Origin of the sequence: Aeromonas sp. FDAARGOS 1406 (assembly GCF_019048565.1) — a bacterium.
In the GTDB taxonomy this organism is placed as follows: Bacteria; Pseudomonadota; Gammaproteobacteria; order Enterobacterales; family Aeromonadaceae; genus Aeromonas; species Aeromonas caviae.
The window spans coordinates 119,851-140,582 of sequence record NZ_CP077378.1; the positions used below are offsets into that span (position 1 = coordinate 119,851).

The window sequence follows — 20,732 nt, forward strand, 5'->3', positions numbered from 1 at the left end:
ACACCCTGATCCTTAACGCGCTCATGTCATCTCGTTTCTAACTCGACTGTTCAGATTGGGTCAACTCACTTCTCCTCTTTCTCATCGATTCTCCCTTCAGTGACAGCCGGTGAGCGTTGTGCATCAGCCGATCCAGGATCGCATCTGCCAGGGTGTTGTCCCCCAAGCTCGCGTACCACTCTTCCGTTGGTAGTATGCACTGTCCAGCTTTCCGTTCATGACATACTCCTGTAACGTTCATCTCGATGGATTGATTATATGTAGCCTGTATACTCATGCCGATACTGGTTACATACACATGTCGCATTTTGGAACAGATATGGCACCCAAAGAGCTCACCTGGGATCAAACCCTGCGTTTTCGTCTGCTGGAAATCGTATTGCAATGGGAAGGACGGCTGACCACCAATCATTTGATGACCGCCTTCAATATCGGTCGCCAGCAAGCGTCACGGGATATCAATCACTACCTGACTCACTATGCACCGGACGGGCTGGTCTATGACAAAAGTCTGAAGGGATACAAACCCACCGACCACTTTGTGCCGCGCTTTAGTGAAGGCAACGTCGATGAGTACCTGATGCTGTTGCACCGTGAGAAGCAGCACCAGCGCCAACATGAAGCGGGCCTGTTAACCCTGCCGCTGATGGACCTGCGCTACGGCCATATCGAGATCCTGGATGTGCCCAACCGCCATATCGACCCGAAAATCGTGCGTGGTCTGGTGCAGGCGGCGCGCGGCCAACTGCGGGTCGATGTCGATTACGTGTCGCTCAGCTCAGAGGCGCAGAGCGGCCGCAATATCGTGCCCCATACCCTGGTCTATGACGGGATCCGCTGGCACGTGCGCGCCTACTGCGAGAAGAAAGGGGAATATCTGGACTTCGTGATGAGTCGTTTTCGCGGCGAACCAGATCTGCTGGATGCCTCCCCCCACGGCCGGGATCAGGATCGGGAGTGGAACACCCGGGTCACCGCCATCGTTATCCCCAATCCAGCCCTCAGCGAAAGACAGCAAGCCATCATTGCCAGCGACTACGCCATGGCAGATGGCAAGCTGTTGATCAGCCAGCGCATCCCTTTGATGCACTATGCACTGGAACGGATGCAGGTGAGCTATAACGGCGAACACCAACAACATCCTCTGCTCTACCCGCTGGTGCTGGCAAATCGAGAGGAGCTGATCGAGCAAGGCTGTACCTTCAAGCTCAAGAGTGCAGATTTGCTTGTGCTGCCACGTTAATACACTCCCCACCGGATCCGACTTATTCCATATTGAAGCATAGTTTGGCGATGTATCAGCTATAAGCCTTACTGGAAAAGCGTTTGGTGCACTTAGGCGATATATGTAAAAGTACATCGTAATACATCATAACTCTCAAGCGCCGATACTATCATCGGCGCTTTTCTTTGCTCGTATGCATGTACAGTTCCACATCAGGAAAACATGATAGCGAGGCTAATAACAATAGTTTTCATATGGTACCATCAGTACTCATTTCTGGTCGTGAGGCAGTCAATGAGCACCCCTGAAGATACACCATCGGCAACAAATACTGTTCACTCCGAGACCGTCAGGGTTGTTCTATACCTGATCCTGGTCCTCTGTCTCCTGCTTTATGTGTATAGCAATCTGCACGCGCCTTCCGGACTTCCTTCCTGGATAGTCGATAACCTTCTGGGCATTAAATGCGTTTTGACCGGATGCCTTGGGGGCAGCCTTTACTGTCTACGAGCTGTTTACCTGAATCGCTGCGTTCGGAATAGCTGGGACCCCAGGTGGTTGCCTTGGTATTACCTGCGCCCTCTCACCAGCGCCGTTTGCGGGCTGGCCGCGTACTTGTGTCTTCGTGCTGGGCTCGTTGTTCTGGATGCGTCCCAGCAGGACAGTGCTGCTGGAGATTATGGGTACTTGGTCTTTGCTCTTTTTGCCGGGATCAATGTGGACCGGTTCATGGCCAAGATGGAGGACCTCGGCCAGAGTCTGTTTGGTATAGAGCTCAGCAGGACAGCTAAAGCATCGAAAGAATCGAAAGAATCGAAAGAATCGTCGCAGGATAAAACCAAAACAGAGGAGTGAGCCATGGTAGCAAGAATAACCTTCTTCCCGGTTGGGAATGGAGATATGACACTGATTGAGACTGAGGACAATAAGCGGATCCTGATTGATTGTCGCATCAGGGCTGGGGATGACTATCCGGATGTCATCTCAATGCTTACCGAGCGATTACGGAAGGATGAGAAGGGGCGTCCCTATGTGGATGTCTTTGTTTGTTCTCACCCTCACGACGACCATTGCGGCGGGATCAGTGAGCACTTTTACCTCGGTAAGCCGGAAGACTACGCAGACAAAAGCAAGAAGATCTTCATCGATGAAATCTGGGCGAGCCCAATCGTATTTAAACGGGCCAACCAAACGGACCACAAACTCACTGATGATGCCAGAGCTCTTCACGCAGAGATCCGTCGTCGCATTCGTCTGTATCAAGAGCGGCAATGCATTCAGGGTGTGGGTAACCAGGTCCTGATCTTGACCGAGGACGAAGATGGCAACCTCGATAACACCCACCAGATCCTGTGCCCGCGAGATTCTGAGATTAGTCGCATCAACAACAAGTCTTCATCGGTATTTCGCGCCCGGGTTTTGGGTCCAGCCCCAAAATCGGATATTGAGGAGCAAGAAGTAGCCCTTGGTCTGAACGAAAGTAGCGTCATCATGAACTATCAGATCACGGGCGATGGGCAGTCGATTCAGTTTCTCACGGGCGGAGATGCCAAGGTGGTCTGCTGGGATGTCCTGTGGGAACACCTGGAGGCTGATGGGCATACGCACTGGCTTGAATATGACTTGCTGCAAGCCCCGCATCATTGCTCATGGCGATCACTATCTCATGACAGCTGGAAGGACAAAAAGGCGGCCAATGAAACGGCAGAAATATCTGAAGCCGCATGGAACGCGCTGAGCCTGGCTAAAGATGGGGCGTTCATTGTTTCAAGCAGCAAGCCAATCCATGACGACGACAAAGATCCGCCATCATTTGCGGCTATGAAGGAATATCGGAAGATCCTGGGCTCTGATAAGGCCAACTTCACATGCGTTGCCGACCATCAAAAAGAGGGCGAAGAAACGCCCCTGGAGTTTTGGATCACCAGTGATGGGCTGACGAGGAATCCCCCCAAGAAGTTATCGCTGTCGGGGACCGGTAATAACTCGGTAAATTTGAGTGATGATGGACGCGGGTATGCTTGATGGCGCACACGCCGAGGAGCAGATCACTGATCTGCTCCGTCCATACGGCGGTTATCGGCTAACCGCGGATCAGTTATCAGCTTGCCCCGGGGGGCCAGCATTTGGCTGGGAGATCCCAGTCAATGTCAGACATCGAGGCCGCCCGGTCCGGCTCCGCCTGCAGTTTCATAAATCCATTGAAGGCTGTATACCGGAAGTCTACGTGTCCACGCCGGACATTAAGCCACTCGAGCTTCCCCATGTCGAAGCCAGCGGGCGGCTATGCATACTGCCATCGAACGCCATCATTGATACAACGAACTATGCCTACCTCGTGTACCTGCTTGCTCGGGCGGAAGACCTTCTCAGCAAAGCAGTAACGGGTGAGCTCGATCGCGACTTCCAGGCTGAAATATTGAGCTACTGGGCTTATCACTGCAAACAATTCACCAGCGAGGCGATAAGCCTATGTGACTTGAATAACCAGGCCAGTCGAGAGATCTACTGCTTCAGCACCAAAGCAGGCTTGGTATATGCGGACAGTGAGGCTGATTTAATCCGATGGCTTGATAACCGGCAGATTTTAGTGCCACCCAGGGGAGAGAAGCCTCACGGAAAGGTAAAAGCGCGGAGAGTAAAGAAACCCAAGCGGCGGGAACGAATGCTGGCGGGGATCCGCAAGTCGATGCTATTGGCAATCGATGGTGCTTGGGCACCCTCCGACTATCCGTCGACCATCTCTGATCTGCTTGCGATGGTCCCGGATGAACGCTCCCGAAAACAACTGGCCACGATGCTGTGTCATGTCTTGATGAATGACAGTATTCGCCAGCCAGGCGCATTGGTAACAATGCAGACATCTACAGGCCCCTGTGTGCTCGGGTTGCGATTTGAACGAAACCTAATAAGCCCTAAGCAGAATGACTGGGCATCTCGGCCTGTTCTGACGGGGTTTAGAGATGCATTGCCTCTGCAGGTGCTAGTCAACCGATGTCGCACAATGAAGGTCTTCGGGCAGCTGATCCGGCGGATGGATAACAGCTGGGTGTATGGCCGAGACAAGAACCCTGCGGTAAGTGCCCTCTGTCAACATCGAGTGGCCATCATCGGGTGCGGATCCGTCGGTGCCGCAATCGCCAAACTACTACTGCAGTCCGGCATTACCACCATAGACCTCTGGGATGATGAACTGCTGGGGACGGAAAATTGCTCACGTCACGTTCTGGGCCTCAATTCAGCCGGAATGGCGAAGGTGTCCGCTTTAAAGACCACGCTCGCCAGTGCATTTCCAAACGCTACCATCACCGCGAATGCCAACGAGTGGACATCCGCGGAGAGCGCCTGCTTGGAGGCTATGTGCCGTGCAGATATCGTCGTCAGTTGCACCGCCGATTGGACGACAGATCAGCAGCTGTTACGAGCACAGTCTCATGCGTTGTCGGCCCCTCCCATTGTTTTTGCGATGGTTGAAGCTCACGCAATGGCCGGTCATGTGATTGTGAATCCAAGTGGTTCCGAGGCGTTCAACAGCTTGCATCATTGTTCAGGTCAGCGCGTCGGGGCATTACGTGTGCCGGTGATCCATTGGCAAGGTGCTAGAACAACTCACCAGGTACCAGCCTGCGGCGGGATATTCCAGCCCTATGGCGTTGTCCCCCTGACGCACATACAGGCCTTAGCGGCGCGTGTGGTCCTCTCATTGATTGACGATGAAGCTGCTCCCACAGCCTTTGTGTGGCTTGGTAGCTCTCGGGAGCTGATTAAACTGGGAGGGCAGTGGAATGAATCATGGATTGAAGCGTTTGGGGATCCTGGTACGGGCGATCGGGTTGTGGAGCTTGAATACACTGGGGGGGGCGATGGCTGGAAGGTCAGGGCATAAATACTACTGTCCAGATCTGGGGCTAACAGTGCACTTACCGGGAGCAGTGCTCGCTCAGTTGTGGGGATATAGACAAACCACATCGGCAGCTAAGGAATCGGGGGGCATGCTTTTTACTCGCATCCTAGCCGGGAGCAGTGTAGAGGTGTCGGCAATATCTCTGCCTCGCGGTGGTGATCGCGCCACTCCGACCAGCTTTATCCCGGACCGAGCCCGGGGCAGGAAAGAAATCGAGCGCCGATTTCGTAGGGGGCAGCATTTCATTGGCGAATGGCACAGTCACTATGAGCGACATCCAACCCCGTCGCCAAAAGATAAGTCCACAATCCAGTCACTGTTTCGATCATCTACGCATGACCTACCGATGTTCCTGATGTTGATTATCTCCAGTGAAGCCGATGCATCACAGCTTCATATCTCAGCCACCAATGGGAAAGAACTTTATGAGTTCGTATACCAGGGAGCCGATACAGTATTTGTGTAATATGGAAATGTTGTGCAACCAAATTCTCTTTGGTTAAAGTTGATGGCTCAATGCCAAATTCTGCTCAACTCCCTATTAAGATCTCGCAACCGGTACACAGTTCTTCACTCATAACCCACCACTTGCGGTCTGAGCCTCGGAAAACCTACATGGGTCAGACGCCCAACACCCTGCGAATTGCCCAAGCAAAGCCAACCTCGAATATTGTGCGGCCTCGCTCGTTGACGATTTCACCGTGGCTGCCTTCCTTCAAACCGCGATCTTCGAGGTAGTCTGGCGACACCGCCTTCTCTAGTGCCTCTCGCTCAGAGGGGGTCAGTTGCGCAGACAGTTCCACCACAGCCACCGGTGCGCCAGTCGCGGACGTGACGGTTGCCCCCAACGGGCGCCATCACGCCGCGTGCCGGATGCAGCAGCGTGGTATTGATCCCGAGTGGGTGGAGCTGCTGCTGAGCAGCGGGCGCTCTGCGTATCACCAGGGCCGCGAAGTGGTTTATCTCGATCGCAAAGGCGTGGCTATGCTGCAAGCCGAGTGCGGATTGCCCGCACAATGCTGTCAGCGACTACGTCGTCACTATCTGGTCCTACAAGGCGGCGAGATTGTCACCGTCGGGCATAAAACCGCTCACTTCAAACGCGATCGGCACTGAGGCACCATGAACCCAACGCGGTTATCAGATCAGGCAAGCATGCCCCTGATCAGGGGGATATGTTGCTTGTTGTCAGCCGAGCGAGTGACGACGCTGACCGCTTTACTAGCCAACGGCGCATGTCACCAACAGGGTAAGATGTCACCGCTGGCGATGATGGCGGCATTGGCCATCCATATCGAGCAACACCGGTTGGATCGCACGTTACTGCCCATCGACCAGGGGCGTGAGCAACTGATGGCCGGTGCTGCCGACTTGCTGGGGAGGGACGCCCGCTTTGAAGATCAGGATGCGTTTCGCCTGTTGGCGCTACTGCTCGACAAATTGCTGCGGGGAGGGCGTGGCAGCCGTCCGGCCAAGCAGGATGGACTCACGGTAAGTGTGATGGAGTTGCGGGCGCTGGCGGTCAGATCCCCGAATAGTGATGCCGTGGTGCGTGGCAGCTGGCGGCGCAAATCACGCAACCAGCTGGGCCACGCCAGCTGGCTGGATGTGGTAGAGGCTGCACTTTGGTGCTTCTGGCATGGGGATGACCTGGCCAGTGGCGAAGTATTGCTCGGGGTATTGCTGGGCCGGGATGAGCGCGTACGGTTGGTCTATGGTCTGCTGGCCGGTGCTTTCTATCTGTCAGATCGGACGGATTGAAGAGGGAGCCCAAAGCCCAAGACTCTCAGTTCCGCTGATTTTGTGTGAAATGCAGCAACTACTCAGCAATGGGCTGGTTTACATCGGCCAGTATGAATTGATAGCAATAACAGCCTTCACTGACTGGTAGATCCTTGAATCTCGAACAAATCCCCAACATTGATATCTAAGTGGCGACATAACTGTTCTATCACATCCAGTTCTATCCGTGTCGCAGTTTCATTGTAGAGACGGTGAATGGTGTTCCGGTTTATACCTGTTTCTCTAGCTACTTCAGCAACTTTCAACTTTCGCTCACCTAAAATTCTCGACAAGTGGCACTTAATCATTACTCCTCCATAAAAAAAATACCCACAGCGTAGCAAAATGTCTTGCAAGGGTGTTTAAAGGTGCTAAAGTCTCTCCTGTAGTGCATATGGTGTCTTTGAAGAGAATAAAGCGAGGATATGATTATGGCATACACCTATCTGACAACAGAAGAGCTCTCTGCACGGATCAAGTTTGATCCGCGTACCATCCGCAACCAGCTCAAGGATTCCGTGCTGCTCGAAGGGCTGCATTACATTCGCCCGTTTGGGGGACGCAAGCTGTTGTTCCTTTGGGAGCCGATCGAAGAGGAGATGCTCAAGCACAGCGCCACGTTCGAATCTTTCCAAGGCTAGGGGGTGGCAAGATGGCGTCTATTTTCAGTCTCAACCAACGGCTGTATCTCGATTTTACCTTCAAGGGCAAACGTTGTCGGGAACGGACCGGCCTGCCGGATAGTGAGCAAAATCGTCGCAAGCTCAAGCAGTATTGTGAGCGGATGGAGGCTCAGATCACGCTGGGGCAGTTTGATTTCTGCAAGGCGTTTCCCAATAGCCCTCGCTTTGACTATTTCGCCAACCAGGCCAAGCGGGAAGCGGTATTGTTGGCGGGGTGCCCCTTGCTGCGCGATTTCGCCGAGCAGTGGTATGCCGAAAAGGCGGCAGAATGGCGCACCTCCCAGCGGGAGACGGTACGCGACATTCTCGATGGTCACCTGTTGCCGCAGTTTGGCAACCAGCCGCTGAGCCTGATCGACAAGGGCGCTATTTTGGCATTCCGGGCGCAGGTGACCCAGTTGCCCGGGCGCAGTGGCAAGCCGATCTCCGCCTCGCGGGTGAATCACATCATGACGCCGCTGCGGATGATGCTGACTGATGCGGCCGACCGCTACGGCTTTATCTCTCCTTGGCGCAATATTCGGGCGCTCAAAATCCCCCGTACTACCATCATGCCGTTCAGTCTCGACGAGATAGGTGACATCGTGGCCACGGTGCGGGCGGATTATCGCCCTTACTACATCACCCGTTTTTTCACCGGCTTGCGTTCTAGCGAGATCCACGGGTTGACCTGGCGCCATGTCGATTTTGAGCGCCGGCAGTTGCAGATTTATCAAGCCTGGGTGCGCGATGAATTGATCCCGACCAAGACCGATGGCTCCTACCGGACGGTGCAAATGAGCGAGCGGGTGTATGAGGCACTGCTGCTTCAGCGCAGCCGGCAAGGGATTGATGTCACTCCGGATCACTTTGTGTTTTGTAACCGCAATGGCCGTCCGCTGGAGGATCGCAATGTGGCGAACCGGATCTGGTATCCGTTATTAGCTTTGCTCGATCTGGAGAAGCGCAAGCCTTATCAGACTCGGCACACGGCCGCGACCCTCTGGCTGGCATCCGGGGAGAGCCCGGAGTGGATTGCCCGGCAGTTGGGCCACAACAGCACGCAAATGCTGTTTCGGGTCTATTCCCGCTATGTGCCGGATCTGTCGGGGCGCGATGGGCATGCCTTTGAGCAGATGCTCAGTCGCTATGAGCCGACCGCATCGGGTCAGCGCGATGAGAGCACTACCATCCTTAACGAGGAGATCCACCATGGCCCACGTCATTAATCGGCAGGAACCTGGTCCATTGCTGTGGGCAACGCGCTTGCATTGCCTTGAGGGGCATTTGGAGCAGTGGCAACTGTGGACGCCCGGTGACACCCAGTTGGTGGTGGTGTCGCACAGTGAGATGGCTCATATCGAGCCCAGTGGCCAGCTGGTGCGCTGGCGGCTTGCCGCCCAGCCGTCTGCTCCGGTCGGCCTGCCTACGCAGGGGATTGCGGGGATGACCGGCGAGGCCGCCCGCCAGCTGTGGCTGTTTCACCTCGAGCAGGCACGGTCAGCCGCTCATGGCCAGATGATAGAGCAGCTATGGCAATTTTATGCTGGCCTGCCCAGTGGCGGGGTTCGTCAATTTGTCCAGGGGCTGCTGTTTGATAAACCCTTTATTGCCGCCTTCTATCGCGGCAAAGCGAGTCATCACCACCACCATGACTACGAGGGCGGCTTGCTGGAACACAGTGTTGAAGTGGCGCTGACGGCCAGGATGCTCTGCCAGCAATACCAGCTCGACAGCCGCACCGCCGACGTGGCCTTTTTGGGCGGGCTGTTGCACGATGTCGGCAAGCTCTACCTTTACTACAACAACAGCAGCGGGGAGGGGATCTGCTCCTCCCATGAGGCGCTCAACTTTATGAAGCTGGAGCCTTACCTCGAGCCATTGATGGCGCGAGAGCCGCGGGTGTTTGAAGCGCTGACCGCCTGCCTGTCGGCCTCGGTGGGCAAGCAGCAAATCCAGTACATGCCTGAAACCATCGTGAAGATGGCCGATCGCCTGTCAGCCGAGGTGTACCACTGGCGGCGGGTGTTTGTGGGCTTACCCGACTTTTACTGGTTTCACAAATCCGATGAGGATGCCCGGATCTACAAACGGCTGGGATGAGCGAGGCCTGTTGGGCGAGTTCGTAAAGAAACAGGGCCGCCATGTGCGGCCCTGTTTGAGGTACTGACCGGCAATCTCACCAATCTTGCCTATAAACACCACCCGGTGCCATTCGGTCCGCTCTTGCTGTTGGCCGGTTTGCCGATCACGCCAACTCTCGGAGGTCGCCAGACTGATGGTGGTCACCGCCCCCCCCTTGTGCCATCTGCCGCACCTCCGGCTCCTGGCCAAGATGGCCGATCAGCATGACTTTGTTGATACCCCGAGTTGCCATATTTGCTCCAATTTTTTTATAGATAGAAAGTCGGCGGGGTCACGATCGCAATATCGAATTGCGCCGGTTGAAAGGGTGCGCCCCTCCACACTTACTCGCCCTCGACGGATTGACTCTTGGTGCGGGTGAAGAGGGTGAGTGATGCATCGCCCTCCGCAATCGGGAACCACCATACCCGCGACTCCCCATCACGTAGCTGTGACCATTTGGTGCCGGGGGCGGCTTTCGCCTTGTTGAGGGAGGGGAGGAGGTCAACGTGCCACCGGCAGATCTTCCCAACGGGTGGTGTAACAGGGGCTCAGGTGCGCTTGGCGCATCATCCACTCGGGTGACCCCGTACCCTGACTGGCAAAGCCGACTTTTCCCAATCCTTTGGCCTTGATCTGATCGAGCACCGCCATCAGCGCATCCGATTGAGGGGAGGGCGAGGCAAACAGATCGGCCTGTTGCTGCCCCTTGGGGGTGAACTCACTGAGCATCACGCCCGCTTTTTGATAGCGATGGCCGTCGCGCCAAATTTGCGGTAGCAGCACGCTCACTTGCTGCAGCAGCAAACGGGTGTCATCGGTTGGGCAGACCAGCCGAACGCCGGCCTGCTCGCTGTAATAGGGAGCCTGCTCATCAAACGGGCTGGTGCGCACAAACAGGTGCACCCGCTGGCAGCACATTTCCTCCGCCCGCAGCTTCTCGGCAGCGCGAGCCATAAACCCCGCCAGGGCTTGTGCCATTGCCGCGCACTCGGTGATCCGCTCGCCAAACGAGCGGCTGGAGAGGATCTGTTGCTTCGCCACCGGTTCAACGGCCAGCTCTGCGCAAGGCAGGCCACGTAGCTCCTGCACGATCCGCTCGACCACCACGCCGAATTGGGCGCGCAACCTTTTGGCATCACTGGCGACCAGATCGGCCAGCGTGTGTATGGCTTGCCGTTGTAACTTGACCGTCAAGCGGCGACCAATCCCCCACACCTCCTCCACCGGGGTGATCGCCATTAGCCGGGCCCGGCGCAGTTCATCGTGCAAATCGACCACGCCGCCGGTGGCAGGCCACTTTTTGGCGGCATAGTTGGCCAGTTTGGCGAGGGTCTTGGTGGGGCCAATGCCGACCCCGACCGTGAGGCCGGTCCACTGCAGCACCCGCTGGCGGATCTGCTGCCCATAGGCGGTGAGATCCCCGGCAAACGACGCCGACAACGCCAGAAATGCTTCATCGATGGAGTAGACCTCCAGCTCAGGGGCCATGGTCTCCAGCGTGCTCATCACCCGGCTCGACATATCACCATAGAGGGCATAATTGGAGCTGAACGCCACCCCGCCATGCGCCTCAAACGGCTCGCGTATCTGAAAGTAGGGCACCCCCATCTTGATGCCCATCGCCTTGGCTTCGTAAGAGCGAGACACCACGCAGCCATCGTTGTTGGAGAGCACCACCAGTGGTCGCCCACGCAGCTCGGGGCGAAACAGCCGCTCACAACTGGCGTAGAAGTTATTAACATCAACCAGCGCAATGGCCATCACGCTGCCTCAAATTACCGATCACATGGGTCACCACCCCGAACAGCTCAAACCCTTGCTCGGCATCCACCGCCAGCGGGGCAAAGGCTGGGTTGGCGGGCAGCAACGCGAGCCGGGGGGTGAGTTGCAAGATCTTCACCGTAAAGCCGCCATCGAGCAGTGCAATCACCACGTCACCGTGGCGGGCGGTCAGGCTCTTATCGACCACCAACACATCACCGGGAAAGATACCGACCCCGGTCATGCTCTCCCCCTCGGCACGCAGGTAGAAGGTGGCGGCCGGATGGCTGATGCAGTGACGATTGAGATCGAGACTGCCTTCCAGATAGTCGCTGGCGGGGCTGGGAAAGCCGCAAGAGGCCCGCTGCAAGAACAGCGGCATGGCCACCTCAGTGGCTGAAAGGTCTGGGGTGAGTAGGTTCATCATGCTGCAAGGCTGTATATCCATACAGCCATTATAAAACCCAATGTTTGCATCAACGCAAGTTTTGGTTGGCCAGGATCGCGTAGCATGGCCTCAATCGGTAACAACATGGTCAATGGAAGATGACGAGACGAAGGAAATATATCTGCCCGGCCTGCAGGCAAAAGAGTGGTGTTGATATCGTCTATGGCATGCCGTCTGAAGAATTGGTCGCGATGAGCGATCGCCGTGAAGTGGCATTGAGGGGCTGCTACATTGAGATCGGCTACTCGATGGAGCGGTGTTGCACCCTCTGTCAGCATGAGTGGCGCATTAAACGTAGAAAACCGACTGCGCAAACGGAGTAACCCACCGCCAGTGGGAAGGGGCGTGGGTGGCTAGCCCCTGCAACCCGGTTTTGCGGCAACGGGCTGCAACATGCTCGCAGCAGAGCCGCGAACATCTGCCTGAAAATGGTACATGTGCAAAACCTCAGTATCGGAGCAGGGCGGCGAACACAGTACCCTTAACTAGGTACACATCAGAGGAAACCGGCGATGGACCGCAGACGACAGCATCGAGATCAGGTTCACCTTGGCCGACAGTCATCACGAGCGAGGTGGCGTGGGTTAGCCCTGTTCGGTGTGCTGGCGGGCTGGTTGTTTGCTCATCCTGCGCAAGCGGCCAACTGCACCTATCGGCAAGATGCATTGGGCCATACCCGCTACCGGTGTGACGATGGCAAACAGGGCACCCTGCGTGAGGATGCGCTCGGCTGTTAATCAGCAGGTTGCAAGGGGATGCTACTCCTTCTTTTATAGGGCTTTTCTGCATCATTCGCTCGCAACAGTCTTCAGTCTTGCCGGAGCGTTGGTGCATATATCTCTTCCATGGACATTACACGTATGAAAAACAGACAGAGTGCCGCCAAGGGATGTCTGCTTGGCCTCGCTATTGGCGATGCATTGGGTACAACCCTAGAGTTTGCTCCCCGTGATAGTTACACGGCATTGACAGATATGATCGGGGGGGGGCCATTTAAGCTCGAAGCTGGTCAATGGACCGATGATACCAGCATGGCCTTGTGTTTGGCTGACAGCCTGTTGGCATGTCATCGACATGATCCACTCGATCAGTTAGCTCGCTATCAACGTTGGTATCGGCAGGGTGAAAACTCAGTGACAGGTTATTGCTTTGACATTGGTAGTACCGTCAGAAGGGCACTACGCCAGTATGGTCATAGTGGCGACCCTTATCCTGGCAGTGAAGATGCCATGAGTGCAGGAAACGGCAGCTTGATGCGATTAGCGCCCATTGTGCTCTTTTACAGTCAGCATAGGGTGCAAAAAAGAGAGAATGCTCTGCAATATCTCTTGAATATGGTTGCACTGAGTTCTCGTACTACCCATGGTGAGGCTCGGGCCGTTGCGGCGTGTCAGTTGATGGCACTGTTTATTGATAAGGCGTTGCTCATCGATCCCTCCCAAGATGCTGGCAAAGATGCGGTTCTGAAACTGACAGAGTCTGAGTTGAGTGCGTTGGGAGTATTGCCGGAGGAGATAGACGCGATCGCGTGTGGAACTTATCGCCACAAGACTCGTCACGAGATTTCCAGTAGTGGTTATGTTGTGCACAGCCTGGAGGCGGCACTATGGAGTTTCTGGCATAGCACTACATTTGCCGAAGGTGCTTTGCTGGCTGCCAATCTAGGGGATGATGCCGACACTGTGGCTGCTATCTATGGCCAACTGGCCGGTGCCTATTATGGCGAAGAAGGGATCCCGGCTAGTTGGCGTGAGCGTTTAGCCTGGTATGACAAGATTTCTGATATGGCACTGACGCTACATGACGCAAATACCTGTCGCTTGCCTCAGGACTGCGAATTGGCCGAACTGGTTATACGTATGCAAGGTGTGGTGGAGCAGAGTGAGGATGAGCAGACGTTGGTGCTTGCTTCTGCCTGCTATGAGCTGGGAATCATGCAGCCAACTGGTTTGGATTGGCCGCAAGCCAGCGTTGTAATGGCACCGCAGTCATCCCTGACACCAGCAGAGCAAGAGCAGGCACAGAGTGCCGTGATTGCGACCTGGTCCAGGCTCGACTGCTGCTGCATGTTGACCGCACTCATTCGGATGGATCGTTTTTGCGACAACCTTCTCTATGATGCTGTGCGTAGTGGTCTTGTTGCCATGATATTGCAGAGATTTTCTCAACTATTGGTGGTTTGATTGGGTTTTATTGGATCTCTTACCGCTTCGTTGCCACAGCGATAACAACCGCAAACAACACCAGCGTTTTCTAGATGATGTGGCGGAGGTGAGCGAGCAACATCAGGCCTGGATTGTTGTTTATGCGATCTGCCCGTGTTGCGATCTTTATGCGCTGGGCATGGATCTGGAGACCGGTTACCCCTTTACCGAGGTTGATGGGCAGACCACCACCATTCACGAGCTCACTTCAAGGCCAGAATGGCGATGGTAAAACGCATTCCTGCCTGAAAACACGACATGTGCAAAACCCCAGTATCGAAGCTGCGCGGCAGGCCCGGTATAGTCAGCCGAGACCACTGGATTTGACCCCATAGGTCCAGACACTTTTTCCCGCTTAGGGTTGTGATACCCGACTGCGCAGAAATTCCCGTGGTGAACGGTATCCCAAGGCGCTGTGCGGGTGGTGCTCGTTATAATGCTCAAACGCGATAGCCAAATTGCCTACCGCTGTTCGGCTATCCGGTTTTGGCATCATCTCGATACTGGTCTCGCATACAACCCTGATCCCCATCCTGCGCACGGTATCAAATCTGTGGATGATCGAACGCAGCAATACCGAGGCTCGCGAGATCAGTGAAAAAGCCGGCGACATCTACAACCAGGTCTGTCTCGTTGCCGAACGTCTGAGCAGCTTGGGCGGCACGCTCAACACCGCCAGCAATCACTACAACAACACGGTCAAGGCGCTGGTGGGCAAACAAGGTCTGTATGGCAAAGTGGAGAGATTCAACAAACTCTCGGCGAAGGCCAGCAAGACACTGCCGCAACTGGACGCCGTGCATATGGACTTCGAACAGGATCGGCTGTCATTGATCGTCGAGGCACTGGAAGAGCCCGGCACGATCGCCATAGAGGAGACGGCGACGACGGCATAGCCCGTTAAAGTTGCAGCTTGCGTTAAACAATTAAGGCGCCCTAGGCGCCTTGATTGTCTGGGCTGCAAATCCTTACCGCCGTCATCCAACAGACATCAAGAACCGATGAATGTCGGCGCGGTGCTCAGGCCCCCCGCATCTGCGCCAAAATGCGACATGTTCATGTAACCAGTATCGGCGTGGGGTTACAGGCGGCATATACTGGCCCCGCTTGAAGAGAGTCCCAACCCGTATCAAGGAGCGCGCTTATGTCCCCCTCTTTAACTCCGCTCGGCCTGTGCGCCTGTGTCCTGTTACTGCTGGTGGCCCAGAGTGCTGGGGCTGCCGACTGCACCTATCGCAAAGACAGCCTCGGTAATACCCGTTACCAGTGTGATGATGGCAAGAGCGGCACTCTGCGCAAAGACAGTCTTGGTAACGTCAGAGACTCGGAAAGTGGCACCACCTGGCGCAAAGACTCCCTCGGCAATGTCCGCAGCAGCGAGGGCACCACCTATCGCAAAGACAGTCTGGGCAATGTGCGTGTCAGTAATCCCGGCACCGGCGCTACAGTTACCTGGCGCAAAGATAGCCTCGGCAACCTGCGATCTTCCGATGGCACCACCTGCCGCACCAACTCCTTGGGGCAGGTCAGGTGCGATGGTCCGAGTACACCGCCAGCTGTGTTTGGTGCAAAGTGAACTCAGGCTGTAGTTCTGACCTGCGAGACCGCCAAGATGAATCGCTGACGCAGCGTGCATTTTGGCCAAACAGTAGAAATGATCGATTTTGGTGACCTGGCTTCATAGAGCAATCGCCCTCTGAGGGGTAGAATGACGCTCCTTTGATAGCTTGAACTGAGCGCCGTTAAGGTCAATAGAGCACTTATGAGTAGCGAAGAACACCTGGTTAAGCTGGGCTTTAAATTTGGTAAAAATGGGGCTCACTCGGCTAGAAGCTTGATGTATAGCGAGCTAAAAACGCTGCTGGATGGTCGCCCTGAGCAGGCAACCCGGCATGACTATCAGCAAGATATCGAGCTTTACAATGTGCTGCATAAAAGCAGCGACAATGCCCGCAAGTTGACGTTCCGCCACCTGGTCGATCTGTATGGTATCTCCCCTGAGATCCCTTTGTTTCACGTGTTTCGCCAGCTATGGGAACGAAGTGAAGAGGCTCAACCTCTGTTAACCCTGCAACTTGCGCTGGCCAGGGACCCGTTATTAAGGCAGACCCAGTCGTTGATTAGTACGACCCCATTGGGAGACGTACTGGAACGTGAACAGGTGGAACACATTTTAGCCGCCCCCGACCCTAACCGTTTCAGCCCGGCTTCCCTGCGCTCGTTTGCCCAGAATATCAACGGCAGTTGGACGCACGCCGGGTTCCTGCAAGGCAAATACAAAAAGGTGAGAACCAGCCCGGTTGTGACCTATGTCAATGCGGCATTTGCACTCTTTCTCGGTCACTGTGAAGGGCGTGCCGGGCAAGGGCTGTTTCAGACTCCCTGGTTTCAATTGCTAAACCTGGATCCGGCAGAGGGATATGAGCTGGCCTACATGGCATCGCTGCATGGCGTAATTAGCTATAAGCAGGCCAGTGGCATTGTCGAAATCCGCTTCCCCCTCTGGCCAATAGCGCCAGCATCTTGAGGAGAACGAGAGCATGGGTGATCGCCTCTCAAAACTGATTAAGCGTTTTACCACTTATATCTCGGTGCCTTGGCGCTCGGTGCTATCTGCCGAAGAGCGCGCTGTCTTTGTGGTGTACCACAAAGAAGATGAGTTAAAGCTACGGGCTCGGGTCACTGAATTTCAACTGGCCGTTGAGCAGCATGGTCACCGCTGGCAGTTGTTGGATATCACAGATGCCTTCCCCAAGTGGATGGGGGAACACGACTATGCAGACGCCTATTTCGCCGAGCCGGAGCTGCTAGTGGGCAGTTATGAATTTTTTGCCGAAGAGCTGGCCGAGCGTCTGAAAGAGGAAGTCGATAAAACCCTGGGGAGCAACGATGTAGTGGCCCTGCTGGGCACTGGCACGCTGTTTGGTTTTGCCTCTGTTTCTGGGTTGGTGAAGGCGCTCTCTCCAGTGGTAAAAGGCAAGCTGGTGGTCTTCTTCCCCGGCGAGTATCACGACAACAACTTTAGTCTGTTAGATGCCAAGGATGGGTGGGGATATCACGCCACCGCCATCTGTCACCATAACGAATAACAACAAGGAATTACGGGATGCTAAATAGAGAGATTTACAGCAACGATCCGCTGCAATCTGAGTTGGCCAACAACGGTGTGGCCGTCGTCAACGATGATCAGAGTGCCGAGTCCTTCGCGACCTTGCGCTACGAACTGAAAACCTTTGTCTGTGATGGCGCCTATGAGGCGGGCATGCAGAAAATTCTAGCGGCCTATCTGAGTAAGCTAGACGCCAAGGTTGAGCAGTCAGGTGTCTGGATCAGCGGTTTTTACGGATCGGGTAAATCTCACTTGGCCAAGATGCTACGCACCTTCTGGACCAATCAACGCTTCTCTGATGGTGCCGATCCCTTGAGCCTGGCCGATCTCCCTGCCGGCATCCGCGAGCAGTTTGCCAAGCTTGCCGAACGCTCTCACCAGTATCAGGGCTTGCATGCCGCTTCGGGTACCCTGGGGGCGGGGATGAAGGGCGACGTGCGCCTGGCGTTCTTGTCCATCATCTTCAAGTCCGTTGGCCTGCCGGAGCAGTACCATCTGGCGCGGTTTGTCATGTGGTTGAAAGCCGAAGGTGTGTTGCCGCAGGTGCAAGAGTATGTGCGCTTGCATGCCAAAGCCGTAGGTGAACAAGACGCCTGGCAAAAAGAGCTGCGCAATCTCTATGTCTCGCCCATTCTGGCGGCTGCCTTGTTACAGGCATTTCCGGATCTGGCGCCGTCGATCGCCGAAGTGGGTAAAGCGCTGCGCGCTCAATACCCCAATGTGGCCACCATTACCAATGATGAGATGGTGGATGCGGTGATGGACGCCCTGGCACGCAATGGCCAATTACCTTTGACCCTCATCGTGCTGGATGAAGTGCAACAGTTTGTTGGTAGCGATGAAGATCGGGCTCATGTCGTGCAGGAGGTCATCGAAACCTGCTGTAAAGACAGTGCCTTCAAATCAAAGATGCTGTTTGTCGCCACAGGGCAAAGTGCGCTAAGTGACACTCCCAACTTGCAACGTCTGATGGGCCGCTTTGTGGTTAAGGTACAGCTGGCCGACACCGATGTGGATGCGGTTATCCGCAAAGTGATCCTGCAGAAAAAAGAGAGTGCCAAGGGCGCCGTCGAGGTAATGATCCAGAAAAATTTGGGTGAGATCAGCCGCCATCTGCGGGGCTCCAAGTTTGAACATCAGCGCGATGACGAACAGTGGATGGTAGCCGACTATCCGCTGCTGCCGGTGCGTCGTCGTTTCTGGGAAAAGTTGCTGCCCGCACTGGATAAAACCGGTACCGGCTCACAGCTGCGTAACCAACTGCGTATCACCCATGATGCGACCCGTTACGGGGCAGAAAAGCCGCTTGGCTGTCTGATCCCTGCCGATTTTATTTACGATCAAATCGTCAATGATCTAGTCAATAGCGGGGTGGTGGGGCAAGAGATCTATGCCGAGATTGGCAAGCTCAAAGATGGCTCGCCTGAAGAGGTCCTGCAGGGGCGGATCCTCTCCCTCATCCTGATGATCAGCAAATTGCCAAGCGAAATTGACTACGGCATTCACGCCAGTGCAGAAACCCTGGCTGACTTGCTGATCGAAGATTTGGAGAATGAGAAACACGACCTGCGGCCACGGGTCAATGCGGCGCTGCAGGCGTTGGAAAAAGCCTCGCTGATCATGGCGGTGCAGTCTGCAAGTGGCGTTGAGTATCGCCTGCAAACGGCCGAGAGCCAGGCTTGGTATGACATGTATCGTCAGCAGCAAGCGGAGCTCCGTGCCGATCCAGCACGACTCGATGGCCTGCGCAATCAACTGGTGCACACCATAGTGCGCAAGTTGGTCAGCCAAGTACGCCTTACCCAAGGCCAGGTGGCAGAGGGGCGCACCCTGAATGTTGCGTTCGATGATGAGTTGCCCAACGATGCACAAGAGAAGCTCTACGTCTGGGCACCGGGATTACCGGAGCGGCAACTGCAAGATTTGGCGCGCGCCGATAGCGCTGATAATGGCACCCTTTATCTTTATATCCCCTCAGAAGGTAAGAGCAAGCTTAACGCAGCCATCGTTGAGAAACAGGCGGCTACCATGACCCTGGACGTCAAACAAAATGCGGTGGTGACCGAAGCGGGTAAAGAGGCCCGTGCCGCTATGATGTCGAGCCAGCGCAATGCCGAAGCTGAGGTCAAGCGCTTGACCGCTGAGATGGAAGGGATGATGTGGCTGCGTCTCTCCGGTGGCAGTGAAGTGGGGGGCGATACCTTGGTGGCGCAACTTCAAGCAGGGGCAGAAACGGCCTGCGTGCGCCTCTATCGCAACTTCGATATGGCCGATCACAAGGAGTGGGCCAAGGTCTATACCCGTGCCAGCCAGGGGGATGCCGATGCGCTAGAGGTTATTGGCCACCAGGGCGAGGCGCAAAACCACCCGGTCTGCCGTGAAATCAAAAAGTTTATCGGAGTGATGAAAACCGGTGGTGAGGTACGCGAACACTTTGGTAAAGCCCCTTACGGCTGGTCCCGCGATGCCATTGATGGCGCACTCTTTGCCATGTTGGCCGCTGGCGTACTCAAAGCCAGCGATGCCAAACTCAACGCCACTGATGCGCGCAGCCTGGAGCGTGCCCAGGTCGGCCCGACCCAGTTCCGCCCCGAAACAGCCACCATCGGCAAGGTACAATTGATCAAGGTGCGGAGCCTGATCAACAGCTTGGGGGTGAGTTGTAACGCCGGGGAAGAGAGCAGCAAGCTTGCCGAGGCATTACAACAGGCCAAGGCGCTGGCTCGCCGTCTCGGGGGAGATGCGCCCTTGCCACTCCACCCCTCAACCCAGCGACTCGATGAGCTGCTCATTCTCTCGGGCAATGATCAACTGCTCGCCGCCTTTGAAGGCAAAGAGGCGCTGCAAGCAGAATACGAGAGCTGGAAAGCGCAGCTTGAGCTGGTGGCCGAACGTAAAGAGCAGTGGGACAACCTGCAAGATCTGCTGCCCTACTGCCGTGAACTGGCGGTTTCTAGCGAGTTGAAGCAAGAGTGCGAGGCCCTGCGTGTCGGTCGTACCTTGCTGCAAAGCCCTTCACCGGTGCAGCCGCTACTCAACAAAGCCATAGATGCGTTGCGCAACGCCATCATGGCGCACTGTGACCGCTATGAGCAGGTCTATCGTGACTGCCTCCGCGATCTTGATAGTGATCCCAGCTGGTCAAAATTGAGCGGTGAGCAACAGACTGAATTGCTCGCCAAGCACGGTATTGCCAAGCTGCCCGTGCTTAAACTGGGCAGCTTGCAAGAGGTGCAGCAGAGCCTGGATAACTGTTCCTGGCAGGGGTGGAACGATCGCATCGCCGCCTTGCCCTCTTACTTTGCCAAGGCGTTGAGTGATGCAGTCACCCTGCTCAAACCCAAGGTGCGCCATATCTCGCTGCCAAAGCCCCTGATTGAATCAGAGCAAGATCTGAAAGCCTGGCTGGCCCAGGTAGAAGATCAGGTGCGCAGCGAACTGGCCCAAGGTAACCCGGTGCGCGTCAGCTAGTGCGCTGAACAAAAGAGAAACAATAAGGCCGATGCTGCA

21 protein-coding genes and 3 pseudogenes are annotated in these 20,732 nt (G+C 55.5%); 17 read left to right on the plus strand and 7 right to left on the minus strand.

The genetic code is table 11. The features are described 5' to 3' along the window. Window positions 1–37: 37 nt before the first annotated feature. Window positions 38–193: pseudogene (locus I6L36_RS00595) on the minus strand (ATP-binding protein); the annotation flags it as partial. 126 nt (window positions 194–319) lie between these two features. Here I6L36_RS00595 and I6L36_RS00600 point away from each other — a divergent pair. From I6L36_RS00600 to I6L36_RS22215, 5 genes are all read left to right on the plus strand, one after another. Then, window positions 320–1,243, plus strand: a complete 924-nt coding sequence (locus tag I6L36_RS00600) for a WYL domain-containing protein (RefSeq protein ID WP_059169688.1) — start codon at window positions 320–322, stop codon at window positions 1,241–1,243. A gap of 276 nt (window positions 1,244–1,519) precedes the next feature. Continuing rightward, on the plus strand, window positions 1,520–2,080 hold the full coding sequence (locus I6L36_RS00605; RefSeq protein WP_216986925.1) for a hypothetical protein: 561 nt from the start codon (window positions 1,520–1,522) through the stop codon (window positions 2,078–2,080). Between the two features lie 3 nt (window positions 2,081–2,083). Next, the gene (locus I6L36_RS00610; protein WP_216986926.1) at window positions 2,084–3,250 is read left to right on the plus strand and encodes a metallohydrolase; all 1,167 of its coding nucleotides are present in this window, start codon (window positions 2,084–2,086) and stop codon (window positions 3,248–3,250) included. Further along, entirely contained in the window at window positions 3,243–5,111 is a 1,869-nt protein-coding gene (locus I6L36_RS00615) for a ThiF family adenylyltransferase (protein ID WP_162629665.1), read from the plus strand. Before I6L36_RS00610 ends, I6L36_RS00615 begins: the two co-directional genes overlap by 8 nt. 106 nt (window positions 5,112–5,217) lie before the next feature. After that, window positions 5,218–5,595 (plus strand): Mov34/MPN/PAD-1 family protein, encoded by a 378-nt coding sequence (locus I6L36_RS22215; protein ID WP_201896815.1) that lies wholly within the window; start codon window positions 5,218–5,220, stop codon window positions 5,593–5,595. A gap of 154 nt (window positions 5,596–5,749) precedes the next feature. Here the strand turns inward: I6L36_RS22215 and gmtX are convergent, their stop codons facing one another. Beyond that, window positions 5,750–5,941: a gamma-mobile-trio protein GmtX gene (gmtX, locus tag I6L36_RS22220; protein ID WP_354005764.1), complete on the minus strand. Its 192-nt coding sequence runs from the start codon at window positions 5,939–5,941 to the stop codon at window positions 5,750–5,752. A 61-nt stretch (window positions 5,942–6,002) separates the two neighbouring features. On the opposite strand from gmtX, the gene I6L36_RS00625 reads away from it, so the two are divergent. Both I6L36_RS00625 and I6L36_RS21775 read left to right on the plus strand, forming a co-directional pair. Further along, a complete protein-coding gene (locus I6L36_RS00625) occupies window positions 6,003–6,245 on the plus strand; it encodes a hypothetical protein (protein WP_059169694.1) in 243 nt (80 codons plus the stop codon). Window positions 6,246–6,383: 138 nt separating this feature from the next. Beyond that, window positions 6,384–6,890: a hypothetical protein gene (locus I6L36_RS21775; protein WP_005327398.1), complete on the plus strand. Its 507-nt coding sequence runs from the start codon at window positions 6,384–6,386 to the stop codon at window positions 6,888–6,890. Between the two features lie 116 nt (window positions 6,891–7,006). Here I6L36_RS21775 and I6L36_RS00635 read toward each other — a convergent pair whose 3' ends face one another. After that, on the minus strand, window positions 7,007–7,219 hold the full coding sequence (locus tag I6L36_RS00635) for a helix-turn-helix transcriptional regulator (RefSeq protein WP_059169687.1): 213 nt from the start codon (window positions 7,217–7,219) through the stop codon (window positions 7,007–7,009). A 123-nt stretch (window positions 7,220–7,342) separates the two neighbouring features. On the opposite strand from I6L36_RS00635, the gene I6L36_RS00640 reads away from it, so the two are divergent. Genes I6L36_RS00640 through I6L36_RS00650 form a run of 3 tightly spaced genes read left to right on the plus strand, consistent with a single transcriptional unit; the run spans window position 7,343 to window position 9,676 of the window. Further along, a complete protein-coding gene (locus tag I6L36_RS00640; RefSeq protein WP_042011229.1) occupies window positions 7,343–7,552 on the plus strand; it encodes a hypothetical protein in 210 nt (69 codons plus the stop codon). A gap of 11 nt (window positions 7,553–7,563) precedes the next feature. Continuing rightward, window positions 7,564–8,802 carry a DUF3596 domain-containing protein gene (locus tag I6L36_RS00645; protein WP_005327400.1) on the plus strand — a complete coding sequence of 413 codons (1,239 nt, stop codon included), beginning with the start codon at window positions 7,564–7,566 and terminating at the stop codon, window positions 8,800–8,802. Between the two features lie 58 nt (window positions 8,803–8,860). Further along, window positions 8,861–9,676, plus strand: coding sequence for an HDOD domain-containing protein (locus I6L36_RS00650; protein ID WP_005327401.1), 816 nt, complete (start codon window positions 8,861–8,863; stop codon window positions 9,674–9,676). A gap of 48 nt (window positions 9,677–9,724) precedes the next feature. Here the strand turns inward: I6L36_RS00650 and ssb are convergent. From ssb to umuD, 3 genes and pseudogenes are all read right to left on the minus strand, one after another. Continuing rightward, a pseudogene (gene ssb / locus I6L36_RS00655) lies at window positions 9,725–9,950 on the minus strand (single-stranded DNA-binding protein); the annotation flags it as partial. A 251-nt stretch (window positions 9,951–10,201) separates the two neighbouring features. Next, window positions 10,202–11,461, minus strand: coding sequence for a translesion error-prone DNA polymerase V subunit UmuC (umuC, locus tag I6L36_RS00660; RefSeq protein ID WP_216987128.1), 1,260 nt, complete (start codon window positions 11,459–11,461; stop codon window positions 10,202–10,204). After that, a complete protein-coding gene (umuD, locus tag I6L36_RS00665) occupies window positions 11,442–11,885 on the minus strand; it encodes a translesion error-prone DNA polymerase V autoproteolytic subunit (RefSeq protein WP_069785121.1) in 444 nt (147 codons plus the stop codon). The genes umuC and umuD overlap by 20 nt, the downstream gene beginning before the upstream one ends. Window positions 11,886–12,769: 884 nt before the next feature. Here umuD and I6L36_RS00670 point away from each other — a divergent pair. Together I6L36_RS00670 and I6L36_RS00675 are read left to right on the plus strand one after the other, a co-directional pair. Next, window positions 12,770–14,092 carry an ADP-ribosylglycohydrolase family protein gene (locus tag I6L36_RS00670; RefSeq protein ID WP_069785113.1) on the plus strand — a complete coding sequence of 441 codons (1,323 nt, stop codon included), beginning with the start codon at window positions 12,770–12,772 and terminating at the stop codon, window positions 14,090–14,092. Window positions 14,093–14,180: 88 nt separating this feature from the next. Beyond that, window positions 14,181–14,345 (plus strand): hypothetical protein, encoded by a 165-nt coding sequence (locus tag I6L36_RS00675; protein ID WP_182789038.1) that lies wholly within the window; start codon window positions 14,181–14,183, stop codon window positions 14,343–14,345. 123 nt (window positions 14,346–14,468) lie between these two features. On the opposite strand, the pseudogene I6L36_RS00680 reads toward I6L36_RS00675, so the two are convergent. Beyond that, a pseudogene (locus tag I6L36_RS00680) lies at window positions 14,469–14,615 on the minus strand (integrase core domain-containing protein); the annotation flags it as partial. A 55-nt stretch (window positions 14,616–14,670) separates the two neighbouring features. Here I6L36_RS00680 and rmuC point away from each other — a divergent pair. From rmuC to brxC, 5 genes are all read left to right on the plus strand, one after another. Continuing rightward, window positions 14,671–15,009 (plus strand): DNA recombination protein RmuC, encoded by a 339-nt coding sequence (rmuC, locus tag I6L36_RS00685; RefSeq protein ID WP_254203455.1) that lies wholly within the window; start codon window positions 14,671–14,673, stop codon window positions 15,007–15,009. Between the two features lie 248 nt (window positions 15,010–15,257). Then, complete coding sequence (locus I6L36_RS00690) at window positions 15,258–15,689, plus strand: hypothetical protein (protein WP_254203456.1); 432 nt, start codon at window positions 15,258–15,260, stop codon at window positions 15,687–15,689. A gap of 186 nt (window positions 15,690–15,875) precedes the next feature. Further along, window positions 15,876–16,640, plus strand: a complete 765-nt coding sequence (locus I6L36_RS00695; RefSeq protein ID WP_216986927.1) for a hypothetical protein — start codon at window positions 15,876–15,878, stop codon at window positions 16,638–16,640. A gap of 13 nt (window positions 16,641–16,653) precedes the next feature. Next, window positions 16,654–17,202, plus strand: coding sequence for a BREX protein BrxB domain-containing protein (locus I6L36_RS00700; protein ID WP_171280305.1), 549 nt, complete (start codon window positions 16,654–16,656; stop codon window positions 17,200–17,202). A 17-nt stretch (window positions 17,203–17,219) separates the two neighbouring features. Then, window positions 17,220–20,693 (plus strand): BREX system P-loop protein BrxC, encoded by a 3,474-nt coding sequence (gene brxC, locus I6L36_RS00705; RefSeq protein WP_216986928.1) that lies wholly within the window; start codon window positions 17,220–17,222, stop codon window positions 20,691–20,693. Window positions 20,694–20,732: the final 39 nt, after the last annotated feature.